The sequence below is a fragment of the Stenotrophomonas maltophilia genome (genome assembly GCF_900186865.1).
GTDB classification, from domain to species: Bacteria; Pseudomonadota; Gammaproteobacteria; order Xanthomonadales; family Xanthomonadaceae; genus Stenotrophomonas; species Stenotrophomonas maltophilia.
On sequence record NZ_LT906480.1, the window covers coordinates 2466796 to 2481335 of the forward strand.

The window sequence follows — 14540 nt, forward strand, 5'->3', positions numbered from 1 at the left end:
CCCATGAGCCAGAAAATCGACGGCAACCTGCAGGTCCCCCAGGCACTGCGCAGCGTGACGACCCCGGCCAACAAGCCCGGCGTCAGCACCGATGCGGCGGCGCGCCCGGTCGAAGCGGCCGACAGCCTGCGCCTGACTGGCGAGGCCACCAATCTGCAGGCCATCGAGCGTGAGCTGACCACCGCCCCGGCGATCGACGCCCAGCGCGTGGCCGCGGTGCGCGAGTCACTGCAGAACGGCACCTACAAGATCAATCCGGACGCGATCGCATCGCGCATGCTTGAGCTGGACCAGCAGCTGCACGGATGACTGCGGCGATGAGCGAGCCGCTGCAGCGTCTTGCCCAGGCCCTGGACGTTGAACGCCAGGCCCTGGTCGAGCACGACGTGCATGCCCTGATCCGGGCCACCGGCGCCAAGCTGGAGGCGCTGCGTGCGCTGGAAGGCGCGCCGCCGGTGGGCGAGGGTGAGCAGCTGCAGGAACTGGCCGAGCGCAACCGCGCCAATGGCGTACTGCTGTCGCGCCGCCGCCGCGAGGTCAACTGGGCACTGCGCCAGCTCGGCCGCACCGAAGATGCCTCGGCCTACGATGCCAAGGGCCAGGCGCACACCGTCACTGCGCGCCGCCCACTCGCCGTCGCCTGACGCGACGGCGGTCGCACAACCCCATCAAGCGGGCTGAAGCCCGCTGCACGACCGCGTATATTGGGCGCCTGTTCGAATGCCCCGAGTCGCCGTGTCCGCTGCCAACGCCCTGGTTACCGCCCCCCTTCCGCCACAGCCGGTGCTGCAGGCCCTGCTTGAGCGCCTGCGCGAAGGGCTGCTGCTGTTCACCGACGACGGGCAGGTTGCCCTGGCCAACCCGGCTGCGCAGAACCTGCTGGCCAGTGGTGAGGGCGGCGGTCTGCCACCGCCGCAGCGCCTGCGTGAACTTCTGCCGCCCGATGCGCTGGAACAGGCGCGCCAGCATGGTCACTGGAACGGCAGCCTGCCGCTGGGCGAGGGCGTGGTCATCGCCCATCTGTATCACCACGGCCCGGTGGGCCAGGGCCACTTCCTGGCGTTGTTCCGCCATATCGAAGGACAGGAAGACTACGAGCGCGAACTGCAGCAGCGACATGCGGAGCTGCGGCAGGCGTACCTGCGCCTGAACGGTACCCAGGAAAAACTGCTGCAGTCGGAGAAGATGGCCTCGATCGGTCAGCTTGCTGCCGGCGTCGCGCACGAGATCAATAATCCGATCGGCTACGTGCATTCCAACCTGGGCAGCCTGCAGGAGTACCTGCGCAGCCTGTTCACCGTGATCGAAGCCTACGAGCGCGCATTGCGGGCGCCGGACCCGAAGGCGCTGATCCCGGAAATCGACGATATCCGTGACCGCCTGGACATCGACTTCATCAGTCGCGACCTGCCGCAGCTGATGGCCGAGTCGCGCGAAGGCATCGAGCGGGTGACGCGCATCGTGCGTGATCTGAAGGACTTCTCGTATTCCGGCCGCGACGAATCGTGGAAGCTGGTCGACCTGCACGCAGGGCTGGAATCGACCATCAACATCATCTGGAACGAGCTCAAGTACAAGGTCACCCTGGTGCGTGAGTTCGGCCAGCTGCCGCTGGTGGAATGCCTGCCGTCCGAGTTGAACCAGGTCTACATGAACCTGCTGCTCAACGCCGGCCACGCCATTGCCGAGCGTGGCACGATCACCGTGCGTACGGGTGTCGACGGTGACCAGGTATGGGTCGAATTTGAAGACACTGGCGGCGGCATCTCGCCGGAACTGCGCCAGCGCATCTTCGATCCGTTCTTCACCACCAAGCCGGTGGGCAGCGGTACCGGCCTGGGCCTGTCGATCTCCTACAGCATCATCAACAAGCACCATGGCCGCATCGACCTGGACAGCACCCCGGGCGTGGGCTCGCGCTTCCGCGTGGTGCTGCCGGTCAAGCAGCCGCGCTGACCGCTTCGGGTACTGCCGGCCGCTGGCCGGCAACCTCATTGAATCCAGCATCGAGAGCAGCCGGCCAGCGGCCGGCTCTACCAGGGCTTGTCCCCGACCTGGGTTCGCGCTTCGGGTAGTGCCGGCCGCTGGCCGGCAACCTCATTGAACCAGGCATCGAGAGCAGCCGGCCAGCGGCCGGCTCTACCAGGGCTTGTCCCCGATCTGGGTTCGCGCTTCGGGTAGTGCCGGCCGCTGGCCGGCAACCTCTTTGAGCCAGGCATCGAGAGCAGCCGGCCAGCGGCCGGCTCTACCAGGGCTTGTCCCCGACCTGGATTCGCGCTTCGGGTAGTGCCGGCCGCTGGCCGGCAACCTCTTTGAGCCAGGCATCGAGAGCAGCCGGCCAGCGGCCGGCTCTGCCAGGGCTTGTCCCCGACCGGGTTCGCGCTTCGGGTAGTGCCGGCCGCTGGCCGGCAATCCCATTGAACCAGGCATCGAGAGCAGCCGGCCAGCGGCCGGCTCTACCAGTGCTTGTCCCCGACCGGGTTTGCGCTTCGGGTAGTGCCGGCCGTTGGCCGGCAACCTCTTTGAACCAGGCATCGAGAGCAGCCGGCCAGCGGCCAGCTCTACCAGGGCTTGTCCCCGACCGGATTCGCGCTTCGGGTAGTGCCGGCCGCTGGCCGGCAACCTCTTTGAGCCAGGCATCGAGAGCAGCCGGCCAGCGGCCGGCTCTACCAGGGCTTGTCCCCGACCGGATTCGCGCTTCGGGTAGTGCCGGCCGCTGGCCGGCAATCCCTTTGAAGCAGGCATCGAGAGCAGCCGGCCAGCGGCCGGCTCTACCAGTGCTTGTCCCCGACCGGGTTTGCGCTTCGGGTAGTGCCGGCCGCTGGCCGGCAACCTCTTTGAACCAGGCATCGAGAGCAGCCGGCCAGCGGCTGGCTCTACCAGTGCTTGTCCCCGACCGGGTTTGCGCTTCGGGTAGTGCCGGCCGCTGGCCGGCAACCCCTTTGAACCAGGCATCGAGAGCAGCCGGCCAGCGGCTGGCTCTACCAGGGCTTGTCCCCGACCTGGATTCGCGCTTCGGGTAGTGCCGGCCGCTGGCCGGCAACCCCTTTGAGCCAGGCATCGAGAGCAGCCGGCCAGCGGCCGGCTCTACCAGACGGGATCGTTACCGCAGCGGGCGATCCTCGCCGCCATCCCCGCTCTCGGCAGGCGCCGGACCGGCGTTGCTGCGACGCTGCTCCTCATAGGTGCGGAATGCCTGGTGGATGTGCTTGCGCAGCTCATCGTCGTTCCACGGTTTGGTCAGGAAGCGATAGATCGCGCCACGGTTGATCGCGTCGGTCACCGTGTTCAGATCGGTGTAACCGGACAGCACCAGGCGGATCGTATCCGGGTACAGCATCTTCACCCGGCCCAGGAACTCGGTGCCGCTCATGTCGCTCATGCGCTGGTCGGACAGGATCACCTGCACGTCGTTGATCGCCAGCAGATCGAACGCATCGCGCACGTTGCCGGCGGCCAGGATGCGGTAGCCATCGCGGCGGAACAGGCGTACCAGCGAGCGCAGCACGTTCTCCTCGTCGTCCAGCAGCAGCAGCGTGCGATCGGGGCGGGTCTCGGCGAAGGCTTCCGGGCGCAGGTAGCGGCGGCGCAGGGTCATGCCGGCGGCATCGGCCGACATCGGTTCGCCGAACAGGTAGCCCTGGAACACGTCGCAGTCGTTGCGGCGCAGGAAGCCCAGCTGCGCCTGCGATTCCACGCCGTTGGCAATGACCGTCATGCCCAGCTGGTGGCCCATGGCGATGATCGCGCGTGCGATGGCCGCCTCGCGGTTGCCGGCTGGTGCACTCTTGATGAAACTGCGGTCGATCTTCAGCTTGTCCACCGGGTAACGCACCAGCGCACTGAGGCTGGAATCGCCGGTGCCGAAGTTGTCCAGGCTCAGGCTGATGCCTTCGTTGCGCAGGTTGGCCAATGTCTCGTGCACGAAATTGACATTGTTGGTCAGCGCGCTTTCGTTGATCTCCAGCGTCAGCATCTGTGCCGGCACGCCCGCGGCCTGGATCAGGCCCATCACTTCAGCGAAGAAGTTCGGCCGCAGCAGCTGCAGGGTGGAGACGTTCACGGCAATGGTGAAGTCGTCGAAGCCCTGGTCGCGCCACAGGCGGGCCTGCATGAGCGCGCCTTCCAGCACCCAGGTGCCGATCTGCACGATGATGCCCAGCCGCTCGGCGGTGCGCATGAAGCGCTCCGGTACCAGCATGCCCAGCGTGGGGGACTGCCAGCGCAGCAGCGCCTCCATGCCCACCACATGGCCGTCGCGGGCACTGACCAGCGGCTGGTAGCGAAGCTTCAGCTCGCCGTTGGGGATCGCGTCGACGATCTGGCGCGCGATGATGCTCTCGCTGTGCGCGCTCGGCGGGGTATCCACTGCATGGATGCGCACCGCGTTTCCACCTTCGCGGGCTGCCTGGTACAGCGCATCCTCGGCGTGGTCGAGCAGTCGCGAGGCGTTACTGGCGTGTTCCGGGCACAGGCTCACCCCCAGCTTGCCAGTCATGAACAGCGTGTACGGCAGCACCGACAGGGGCAACTCCATCTGTTGCCGGATCTCCTCGGCGAAGTCCTCCGGCAGCGGCACGTCGGTGTTGCGCGGGACCGCGATCAGGAACTCGTCGCTGCCATGCCGCCACAGTTTGCCGCGACCCCGCAGGTAGGACTGCAACCGCTGCGCCACCAGCACCAGCGCCTGGTCACCCACCTCGGCGCTCATGTTCTCGTTGACGGAAGCGAAGTGGTCGATGTCCACGTGCATCAGCATCAGCGCGGTGCCGCCGGAGGCCGCTTCGGCGACCATCGCCTGCAGCTCGGGGTTGCCGGCACCGAGGCGATCGGGTGCATCATCGATGCTGACCGGCGGCTGGTTGGGATTCCACATAGGCTCAGTATTCCGGTGACTCAACGGCGGCCATGCTGGCCGCCTGGTAGGGGAGGTGAACGTCGATCAGGGTGCCTTCGCCATGTGCGGACTCGATGCGCACATGGCCGCCGACACTCTGCGCGCGCTCGCGCATCACGATCAGGCCCAGGCCGCGCGGGCCGTCCGGGTCGAAACCTTCGCCGTCGTCGCGGATCTGCAGGTGCAGGCTGCGCTTGCCGATGTCGCGCAGTTGCAGGTGTACCTGGCTCGCGCGCGCGTGCCGCAGCACGTTGGTCAGGCTCTCCTGTGCGATGCGGAAGCAGGCCTGTTCGATGCTGTTGTCGGGGCGATGAGGCAGGGGCTCGATCTCGGCCAGCAGCTCCACCTGCGAAGAACGGAACAGGACCCGTGCCTGCCAGCTGAGGGCTGCTTCCAGGCCCAGCGCGTCCAGCTGCGGAGGGCGCAGCAGGGTGGAGATGTCGCGCAGCTTGGCTACCGTGGTGTCGGCCAGGCTGACGATCTGTGCCAGGTCCTCGGCGCGGCGTTGCGGATCGTGCTCGTCCTGCGCGGCATGGGCGGACAATTTGATCGCCGTGATCGCCTGGCCGATGTCGTCGTGCAGATCGCGCGAGATCGCGCGGCGCTCGTCTTCCTGCAGGGAGAACAGGCGGCCGGCCATCGCCTGCAGTTCGCGGTTGCTGGTTTCCAGTGCACTGCGCGTCCGTTCGGAATCACTGAGGTCGCGCACGATCAGCAGCTTGCAGTCGCGGCCACCATAGCGGACCTCGCCCACCGCCAGGCCGGCATGGAAGCTGCGGCCGTCGGCGCGCTGCATGGCCACCACGCTGCTGTGGCCGGGGCCCAGGTGTGGCTGTCCTGCACGCAGCTGGCCGCGGACGCGGGCCAGATCACCGGCAGCGACCAGCGCCGACAGCGGCTCACCCAGCAGGGTATGGCTGCCATAGCCGAACAGGCTGGCCGCCCAGGCGTTGGTGTACAGCACGTGCTCGTCGGAGAGGATCACCACGCCATCGGGCAGCACCCGCACCAGCTCACGGAACTGTTCTTCGCGCTCGCGCAGCAGGCGTCGCGATTGCTCCCGCTCGGTCACGTCCTGCAGGGTGCCCAGTACGCGGCTGCGGCCGGACTCATCGACACCACTGGCGGCACGCAGGTGCACCATCAGGGCGCGTCCGTCCATCGACAGCAGGGGCAGCAGTACGTCTACCTGCACCGGATCACCCGAGCAGAGGTCGGCCAGCAGCTGTTCGGTCTGGGTGGCGGTGGCAGGGTCGGCGGGAACCAGCAGCTCGTCGAAGCGGTGCCAGCGGCGGGCTTCCGGCGGCCGGCGGCCAAGCAGGCGGTAGACCTGGTTGGAGTAGCGGCCCATGCCGGTGGACGGGTCCAGTTCCCAGGCGCCGATGCGCGCCAGTTCGTGGGCTTCTTCCACCCGCGCAAGCGCCTGGTCACGGCGCAGCTGGGCCAGGTCTTCGGCGGTGCGGTCGATGGCAATCAACAAGCGGGCGTTGTGGCCGTCATAGCTGATGGCGTTGGAGCGCAGTTCCATCTGCCGCAGCGAGCCGTCACGCAGCTGCAGTTGGGCACGCAGGATGCACAGTTCCTCCGGCGCCTCGCGGATCGCCTCCAGCTTGGTCTGCAGCGCCTGGTCCTGGCCTGGCGGCCACAACGCGTCGATGGTCTGCTCCAGCAGTTCGTCACGCTCCCAGCCGAAGGTGGTACAGGCAGCCGGATTCGCATCGAGGATCGCCAGCGTGTCCAGGTCGTAGACCAGGATCGGGCCGGGGTTGCCCTCGAACATCTGCCGCAGGCGCAGCTCCGAGGCCTGCTGGCGCGCATGGGTGTGCAGCACATGCTCGGCCAGCGGCCGCAGCAGCAGGTACAGCAGGCCGGCACTGGCCAGTGCGAAGAACGAGCCCTTCACGCTCTGCCACATCGCCGCCTGCTGCGGATCCGGCACCAGCGCCTGCACGGCGCTGTCGGAAGCGATCATCCAGGCCAATGCCATCACCAGGTAGCTCAGGACCACCCGTCGCCGGTCGCGGCTCAGCGCCTGCGCCATCCGCGGATCGGGTACAAGGGCGGTGCCGGTCGGTTCTGCAGGCATGGACGGGCTGGTTGAAAGGGGCGCCGGCCATCTTACCGCGCAGGTGCGCCCAGACCACTCAATTATCCGCCGCAGGCGCCGTTAACCACTGCGTGCCCCGCTGACGGGCGTGTCATCCGGAGCAAGATCGCGTGGACCAAGGGATCATCGCCAGCCTGCTGCAGCACCCGCTTGCGTCGGCGCTGGTCATCGTCGACCGCACGGGTCGCCCGCTGGCGGCCAATCCGGCTGCGCGCGAGCATGGCCTGCCGGCCACCGTGGCTGCGTATGCGCCGATGCTGGAAGATCTGCGCCTGATGGCTGCCGATGGCGGCATCGTGGCCTGCACGCTGCCGGGTGGCCCGCACGGGCACTACGATGGCCACCTGCGCGCCGTGCACGATGGCGCCGGCAACCTGCTGGCCTTTACGCTGAGCATTCCCGAACCGGTGCCGCTCGGCGGCGGTGGGCGCTGGGAGCTGGCGCTGGACAGTGCTGGCCACAGCCTGTGGGACTGGGACATTCCCAGTGACCGTGTGGTGCGCACCCCGGCAGTGGGCGATGAAACCGCCACCGAGATGCTGGCCCGCGTGCACGGCGAGGACATCGCCCAGGTGCGGGCCGCACTGGAAGAGCATCTGCGTGGCTTGAGCGAGCAGTACAGCGCGCAGTTCCGTTTCCGCCAGGCCGATGGCCAGTGGCGCTGGGTACTGGACCGGGGCCGCGTGGTCGCGCGCACCGCCGATGGCCAGCCGCTGCGCATGGTCGGTACCCATACCGATATCGAACAGCAGAAGCAGCTGGAAGGGCTGCTGCAGGAACAGCAGCTTCACCTGAGCGAGGCCCAGCGCATCGCCAGCATGGGCAGCTGGTCGTTCGACCCCAACAGTGGTCATTTCTGGTGGTCGCCGGAGCTGCGTTCGATGCTTGCGCTGGAGCAGGGCGCCGTACCCGGCCAGCGGCGCTGGCTGAAGCAGCTGCACCCACGTTCACGTGGCGCATTGCGCGCGGCGTGGCGGCGGTTGTGGCGCGATGGCCGTGCCGCCAATCTCGAACTGGAACTGACCCGGGGCAACGAGCCGTCGCAGCACCTGCGGCTGTGGATGCAGCCGTTGCTGGACATGGACGGACAGCCCAAGCGACTGCTCGGACAGGTGCAGAACATCACCGAGCAGCACCAGACCGACGCGTTGATCCGCTGGCGCACCGAGCTGCTCAACCGCGTCTCCGCGCTGGGCCGCATCGGCGGCTGTGAGATCGAGGTGAAGACCCGGCACATGCAGTGGACCGAGGAGTGCTATCGCATTCACGGCCTGCGCAAGGAACCGATCACCCTCGACCAGGCGCTGGCGTTGTACACCGAGGACTCACGCAATGCCTTCGAAGCGGCGTTGGCGCGCATCGCCAACGGGGGGCTGCCCGAGCAGCTGGACCTGTGCTTCTACCGCCAGTCCGGCCTGCGCGTCTGGGTGCAGGTGCTGATCGAGCTGGACCGCCGTGACCGCCTGCCGCCGCGCTTCGTGGTGCTGTTCCGTGACATCACCCGCGAGCGCGAGGCCAACGAGCGCATCGAACTGCTGGCCCACTACGATCTGCTGACCGGCCTGCCCAATCGCGTGCTGCTCGGCGAGCAGACGGCAGAGGCCATCGAGGAAGCACGTGACCGTGGCACATCGCTGGCGATGCTGTTCATCGACCTGGATGGCTTCAAGACCATCAACGACAGCTTCGGCCACGCCACCGGTGATGCGCTGCTGAAGGCCGCTGCGACGCGCCTGCACCAGAACCTGCGCAACAACGACCTGTTCGGCCGCTTCAGTGGTGATGAATTCATCGTGGTACTGCGCGACCTGGCCGAGCCGGAAGACGCCGGCCACGTCGCGCGCAAGCTGATCGCTTCGCTGGCCGAGCCGCTGCGTCGTGGCGAGACCACGTTGAAGGTCGGCGCCAGCGTCGGCATCGCGATGCTGGGCGATGCACAGACCGATTTCGATTCATTGCTGCGTGCCGCCGATGCCGCGATGTACGCAGCCAAGGAAGCGGGGCGCAACACCTACCAGTACTACAGCCAGGACGCATTGGCCCGCATCCAGCGCAAGCTGGAGCTGGAGCATGCCCTGCACGGCGCCATCGAGCGCGAAGAGTTCAGCCTGGCCTACCAGCCGCTGCTGCACGCCCACCACGGCGAGCGGCCGGCGATCGAGGCACTGTTGCGCTGGCACCGCCCCGGGATCGGCTACTGCAGCCCGGCCGAGTTCATCCCCATTGCCGAGAAATGCGGCGAGATCGTGCGGATCGGCGACTGGGTGCTGAATGAGGCCTGCCGCCAGGCAACCGCCTGGGACCGTGCCGGTCTGCGTTTCGACCGCATTGCGGTGAATGTTTCTGCGGTACAGCTGCGAGACCGCGGCTTTGCCGAGCGTGTGATCGAAATCTGCCACGCCCATGGCTGGCCACCGCAGCGGCTGGAGCTGGAACTGACCGAGTCGGCGTTGATCCGTGACACCGACATCCTGCGCCATTGCTTCGACGTGCTGGAACGGCACGGCGTGCCGCTGGCGGTGGATGACTTCGGTACCGGCTTCTCCAATCTCAACTACCTCAACCGCTTCCCGGTGGGGCGCCTGAAGATCGACCGCAGTTTCGTGCAGGGCATGCTGCACGATTCGGGTACGGCCGAAGTGACCCAGGCCATCGTGCACCTGGGCCACGCGCTGGGCATGAAGGTGGTGGCCGAGGGCGTGGAAACGCACCAGGAAGAGGACATGCTGCGCCGCCAGGGCTGCGACGAGATCCAGGGCTACCTGTACTCGCGCCCGCTCAGCCCGCGTGACCTGGCGCAGTGGCTGCGCCAGCCACAGCCGGTTTCGCTGCGCACCGATGCCAGTGGGGAAGTGATGCTGATGCGGTGATCAGCTGCACTGGTTGGAACTGACCCTGGCTGCTGTGCCTATCCACGCATGCCGTGGATCTACCGCAACCCGCTTTGGTGGGGGCCGACCGTTGGCCGGCACGGATGCCTGTGCCTGTCGATCATCCACGCATGGCGTGGATCTACCTCGGAAAATCCGCCCTCAGCTGCATGCGCAGCGCTTCTACAATGGCCGCATAGCGCCGCTTCTGGACCAGATAGCTGGCCAGGAACAGCGGAAGCACCAGCAGCATCGGCGCCACCACCGGGCGCATCGCCACCAGCGGCAACAGCAACAGCGACAGGATGGCCACGAACCAGCTGCACAGGCCAATCACCCGCACTTCGTGCCGTCGCGCGTTGAGTACGATGCGACCGCGCATCACCGGGAAGTAGCGCAGGCCGAAGCTCGGCGCGAAGCTCTCGCGGAACGCCATGCTGCCATCGGGCAGCGCATGGAAGGCCAGTTGCAGCCACTTGTCCTGCGGCAGGTCACGTTCCAGGCTGCCCAGCGAGAGGCGGGCCTGCATGGCCGGTGACGCCGCGATGCGTTCGTTGAACAGGGTGATGCCCCAACTGAAATAACCGGCCACCCAGGCCATCAGAAGGACGGTCTCGATCAGCAGGAGTGCGATCAGGGTGATGGCCATCGGTCTTCCATGAACGGGATCGGTGGATCATGCCACAACGATTTCGCCACCCCGGTAGATCCACGCCATGCGTGGATGTTGCGGCGAGGGCCAGGCGTCACACCGGCGGATGAAAGCCGTCCACGCACGGCGTGGATCTACTTCAGCGCTTCCCCGTCCAACCCCAGGTCCCAGGCCAGTCCCAGCAGCGCCTCGTCCGCCCGCGGCGGGGCGGGGCGCGCGTCCGCCAGCTGCTGCAGTTCGCGGATCTCTTCGCGGGCGACCTCTTCCAGCTGCTGCAGCTGCTCACGCACGCTCGCGTTGCGCGGGCGCTCGCTATCGGTGAGGGAGGGCAGGGCGCGGATCAGGGTCATGGTGCGGGTACAGGATGCATCCAACGGCGGGTCACAGGCAAAGGCCCCGGACGAACCGGGGCCTTGCGGGCTGCCGGCGAGGGCAGCGGACATCAGGATCAGAACAGCTCGACGGTGCCGGCGCCCATGCTCTGCTGGGCAACCGGCTTGTGCGGCGGGCGTTCCCACTCGCTGCGCAGTTCGCGCAGGCGGCTGCCGGTGCGCTGCAGGGCGGTGGCGATCTCTTCGTCGAACACGCCGCCATTGCGGTGCAGCAGTTCCTGCAGGGCCACCGCTTCGCGGTTGATCGCGGTCAGGCGGTCCAGGTGGGTGTGCACGCCGCCCAGCGCCTGGGTGGCGATGTCCTCGAACTGCAGGGCGCGCACGGCTTCGGCCACGCTGCCATCGATCGAACGGGCGCACTCGGACACTTCGCGCATGCCGTCACCCAGCGAGGCGTTGATCTGCGCGACGTTGTCGAGCATCGCCGCCGCTTCCTGGCGCGCTTCGCGGGAGCGGTCCATGTCACGCGAGGCCATGTGCGAGACCGTCTCGCGCACCTTGGCGATGGCGTCCTTGGAGCTGTGTGCCAGCTTGCGGATCTGCTCGTTGAAGGTGGTCGAGCGCTCGGACAGGTTGCGCACTTCGTCGGCGACCACCGCGAAGCCACGACCGGCTTCACCGGCACGTGCCGCTTCAATGGCAGCGTTCAGGGCCAGCAGGTTGGTCTGGTCGGCGATCGACTTGACGTCTTCCAGCAGCGCGAAGATGCCATCCAGGTGCTGAGCCATCTGGTCGATGTGCTGCACGGTGGTGCTGCTCTGGCCGCTCACCTGTTCCAACGCTTCGACCAGCTGTTCCATGCGGTGGCTGGCGTGCTGGGCGAAACGGGCAACGTCGAGGCCGGCATTGCCTTCGTCACCGGCGCGGTCGACGATGCGCGACAGGGCCTGGCTCTGCTGGCGCGACTTGCGGTTCATCGCATCGAAGCTGCCACCGAGGCTGGAGACGGCCTGGCGGATCAGGTCACGGGCGCGTTCCACTTCGCCGCGCGAACCCTCGATCTCGTTGCCGACGAAATTGCGCAGTTCGGTCAGCAGCTGGTCCTGCTCACGCAGGACACGGGCGTGTTCCGGGGAACGGTGTGCCTGGGTGCGGGTGGTCCACCACGCAAAGCCGAGCCAGCTCAGCGTCATCGTGGTCAGGATCGCCCAGCGCAGGGCGGCCGGCCATTCGAAACCGATGGCGAAGGGGAGCAGCAGGGTCAGAGCCAGGGGGGCGGCCAGACGGATGAAAATGCGTGAGTACATGGACGTTCTCGGGAGGTGCACGGAGGATGTATCGGCCGTACCCCCTTTCTCTTTAACGTCGATATGCCTCGAAGTGCATTCTGAATGCGCCGGTTTTCCGGCGCCTTGGCGGCTTCGGGGTCAGAGCCCTTTCCGTGCCGGAAAGGGATCCGACCCCACACCCTCAGGCCAGCTGCCGGTCCACGGCCTCGATCATCGCCTTGCGGCTGAACAGGAAGTCCCAGTAGCTGCCGCCCAGCTGCCGCCACAGCACCGCAGCGCGCACCGCGGCCAGCAGCAGGGCGCGGATCTCGGCCACCACGCCAGCCTGGCCCAGGTAGTGCGGGTTGCCCTGCACCATTACCCGCGGCTTGAGGTGGCTGATGGTGTCGGCGTAAAGGCCTCCCAGGTTGGCCAGCACGTCCGGGTGGCCGCTGTCGCCCAGTTCGGTGGCCTGGCGCTGGGCGCGCTCGATGCCCGAGGCGACCTTGTTCACAGTGGCGCCATCCTGAACGAAGCGACGCTCCAGCTGCAGCACCGACAGGGCCAGCTTGGGCAGGATCGGGTCCTGGCCCTGGCTGCGGAAGTAGTTGTGCAGCAGGCGCAGGCCGGACTTCAGTGCATGGCGGTCACCGAACACCTCCTGCGGCGAGGACGCATCGACACGGAACACGCTGTCCACGGCGGTGCGCACGGCGGCGGCGTCGGAATGGCCGGTATCGGCGATACGGCGTACCTGCTGCAGGGCCTGGGCAATGCCGGCCAGGGCCAGGACGCGGTCGTCGACAGTGAAACTCATGCAGCGATTACCTCAAAAGGGGACGGGGTGGTGCGCAGGCGCTGTTCCAGCGGCGCATCGGTGGCGGCGATCACCGCGCCACCCAGGCACACGTCACCGTCATACAGCACCAGCGATTGACCGGGGGTAACGGCGCGCTGCGGGCGCGCGAAGGTGACCAGCACGCTGCCATCGTCCAGCACCTGGACCGTACACGGCTCATCGGGCTGGCGGTAGCGGGTCTGGGCGGTGCATTCGAAGCGCCGTGCCGGCGGCGAACCGGCGATCCAGTGCGCGGTTTCCGAACGCAGGCGCTCGGACAGCATCCACTTGCTGTCGCGGTCCTGGTCCACGTACAGCACGTTGCTGGCCACATCCTTGCCGACCACGTACCACGGTGCGGCCGGGCGGCCGCGCACGCCGCCGATGTTCAGGCCCTCGCGCTGGCCCAGGGTGAAATAGAACACGCCCGGATGTTCGGCGATCACGCTGCCGTCGGCCGGGTCGAGGATCTGGCCGGGCCTGGCCGGCAGGTAGCGGCCAAGGAACTCGCGGAAGTCACGCTCGCCGATGAAGCAGATGCCGGTGGAGTCTTTCTTGGCGTGGGTCGGCAGGCTGACGTCACGCGCGATCCGGCGCAGGTCGGTCTTTTCCAGGTCGCCGATCGGGAACAGGGTGGCCGCCAGCTGCTCCTGGCCCAGCTGGTGCAGGAAGTAGCTCTGGTCCTTGGAACGGTCGGCGCCGCGCAGCAGCAGCCACTGGTGGCCGCGCTGGGTCACCCGTGCATAGTGCCCGGTGGCGATGCGTTCGGCGCCCAGCTCGCGGGCGGCATCCAGGAAGTGCTTGAACTTCACTTCGCGGTTGCACAGCACGTCCGGATTCGGAGTGCGACCGGCGGCGTACTCGGCCAGGAAGTGCTCGAACACGCCCTGCCAGTACTCGCTTGAGAAGTCGCGGAAGTGGAACGGGATGCCGAGCAGGCCGCAGACGGCCACCGCATCGCGGCGGTCGTCCTCGGCGCGGCAGTCGCCGCTGCCATCGTCGGCCCAGTTCTGCATGAACAGGCCGGCCACGGCTTCGCCCTGCTGTACCAGGCGCCAGGCGGCGACCGAAGAGTCGACACCTCCGGAGACGCCCACCATCACGCGCGGAGTGCTCATGCGACCTCCCGGACCAGCGAAAGCGGATGGCGCTGGCCACCCAGGTAATCAGCCACCACCTGCCAGACCAGCGGGCTGCGCTGGCGCTCGCCGGCGGCCTGCAGTTCGGCCGGGGTCAGCCACAGCGCGCGGTCGATGCCGGTGTCCAGTGGCTGCGCCGGGTCGTGTGAGACCGGGCGCGCCGCGTAGCAGAAGCGCAGGAAGGCGGTGCCGTCGCCGGCAGTCCACTGGTAGCAGCCGATGAAATGGGTCAGCTGCACCGTCCAGCCGGTTTCCTCGCGGGTCTCGCGCAGGGCCGCCTCGGCCAGGCTTTCGCCCGGCTCGAGGTGGCCGGCCGGCTGGTTCAGCACCTGCCGGCCATCGATGGTCTCTTCAACCAGCAACACGCGGCCGCCGTCGACCACCACCGTGGCGACGGTGGCGTGCGGTGCCCAGCGCGGGTCCGGCGTGGCGTTCAA

At 67.6% G+C, this 14540-nt stretch carries 12 protein-coding genes; 4 read left to right on the forward strand and 8 right to left on the reverse strand.

Annotation, left to right across the window (positions count from 1 at the left end):
* The first annotated feature begins 3 nt into the window (after positions 1-3).
* From flgM to CKW06_RS11885, 3 genes are all read left to right on the forward strand, one after another.
* Positions 4-309: a flagellar biosynthesis anti-sigma factor FlgM gene (gene flgM / locus CKW06_RS11875; RefSeq protein WP_019337421.1), complete on the forward strand. Its 306-nt coding sequence runs from the start codon at positions 4-6 to the stop codon at positions 307-309.
* Positions 306-644 (forward strand): flagella protein, encoded by a 339-nt coding sequence (locus CKW06_RS11880; protein ID WP_010485882.1) that lies wholly within the window; start codon positions 306-308, stop codon positions 642-644. Before flgM ends, CKW06_RS11880 begins: the two co-directional genes overlap by 4 nt.
* A 91-nt stretch (positions 645-735) precedes the next feature.
* Positions 736-1956 carry an ATP-binding protein gene (locus CKW06_RS11885; protein ID WP_024958574.1) on the forward strand — a complete coding sequence of 407 codons (1221 nt, stop codon included), beginning with the start codon at positions 736-738 and terminating at the stop codon, positions 1954-1956.
* Between the two features lie 1147 nt (positions 1957-3103).
* Here the strand turns inward: CKW06_RS11885 and CKW06_RS11890 are convergent.
* The gene (locus tag CKW06_RS11890; RefSeq protein ID WP_024958758.1) at positions 3104-4876 is read right to left on the reverse strand and encodes an EAL domain-containing protein; all 1773 of its coding nucleotides are present in this window, start codon (positions 4874-4876) and stop codon (positions 3104-3106) included.
* 4 nt (positions 4877-4880) lie between these two features.
* The gene (locus CKW06_RS11895) at positions 4881-6983 is read right to left on the reverse strand and encodes a sensor histidine kinase (RefSeq protein ID WP_024958757.1); all 2103 of its coding nucleotides are present in this window, start codon (positions 6981-6983) and stop codon (positions 4881-4883) included.
* A 131-nt stretch (positions 6984-7114) separates the two neighbouring features.
* On the opposite strand from CKW06_RS11895, the gene CKW06_RS11900 reads away from it, so the two are divergent.
* Complete coding sequence (locus CKW06_RS11900) at positions 7115-9874, forward strand: bifunctional diguanylate cyclase/phosphodiesterase (protein ID WP_024958756.1); 2760 nt, start codon at positions 7115-7117, stop codon at positions 9872-9874.
* Positions 9875-10016: 142 nt separating this feature from the next.
* On the opposite strand, the gene CKW06_RS11905 is transcribed toward CKW06_RS11900, so the two are convergent.
* The 6 genes from CKW06_RS11905 to CKW06_RS11930 all read right to left on the reverse strand — a co-directional run bounded on the left by CKW06_RS11905 (position 10017) and on the right by CKW06_RS11930 (position 14540).
* Positions 10017-10523: a hypothetical protein gene (locus CKW06_RS11905; protein WP_024958755.1), complete on the reverse strand. Its 507-nt coding sequence runs from the start codon at positions 10521-10523 to the stop codon at positions 10017-10019.
* A gap of 137 nt (positions 10524-10660) precedes the next feature.
* Entirely contained in the window at positions 10661-10969 is a 309-nt protein-coding gene (locus CKW06_RS11910) for a hypothetical protein (RefSeq protein ID WP_231910941.1), read from the reverse strand.
* A 5-nt stretch (positions 10970-10974) separates the two neighbouring features.
* Positions 10975-12165 carry a methyl-accepting chemotaxis protein gene (locus CKW06_RS11915; protein ID WP_024958753.1) on the reverse strand — a complete coding sequence of 397 codons (1191 nt, stop codon included), beginning with the start codon at positions 12163-12165 and terminating at the stop codon, positions 10975-10977.
* A gap of 163 nt (positions 12166-12328) precedes the next feature.
* Positions 12329-12943 carry a high frequency lysogenization protein HflD gene (hflD, locus tag CKW06_RS11920; RefSeq protein WP_005413279.1) on the reverse strand — a complete coding sequence of 205 codons (615 nt, stop codon included), beginning with the start codon at positions 12941-12943 and terminating at the stop codon, positions 12329-12331.
* Positions 12940-14082, reverse strand: a complete 1143-nt coding sequence (mnmA, locus tag CKW06_RS11925; RefSeq protein WP_005413280.1) for a tRNA 2-thiouridine(34) synthase MnmA — start codon at positions 14080-14082, stop codon at positions 12940-12942. Before mnmA ends, hflD begins: the two co-directional genes overlap by 4 nt.
* Positions 14079-14540, reverse strand: coding sequence for an NUDIX hydrolase (locus tag CKW06_RS11930; protein WP_005409590.1), 462 nt, complete (start codon positions 14538-14540; stop codon positions 14079-14081). The genes mnmA and CKW06_RS11930 overlap by 4 nt, the downstream gene beginning before the upstream one ends.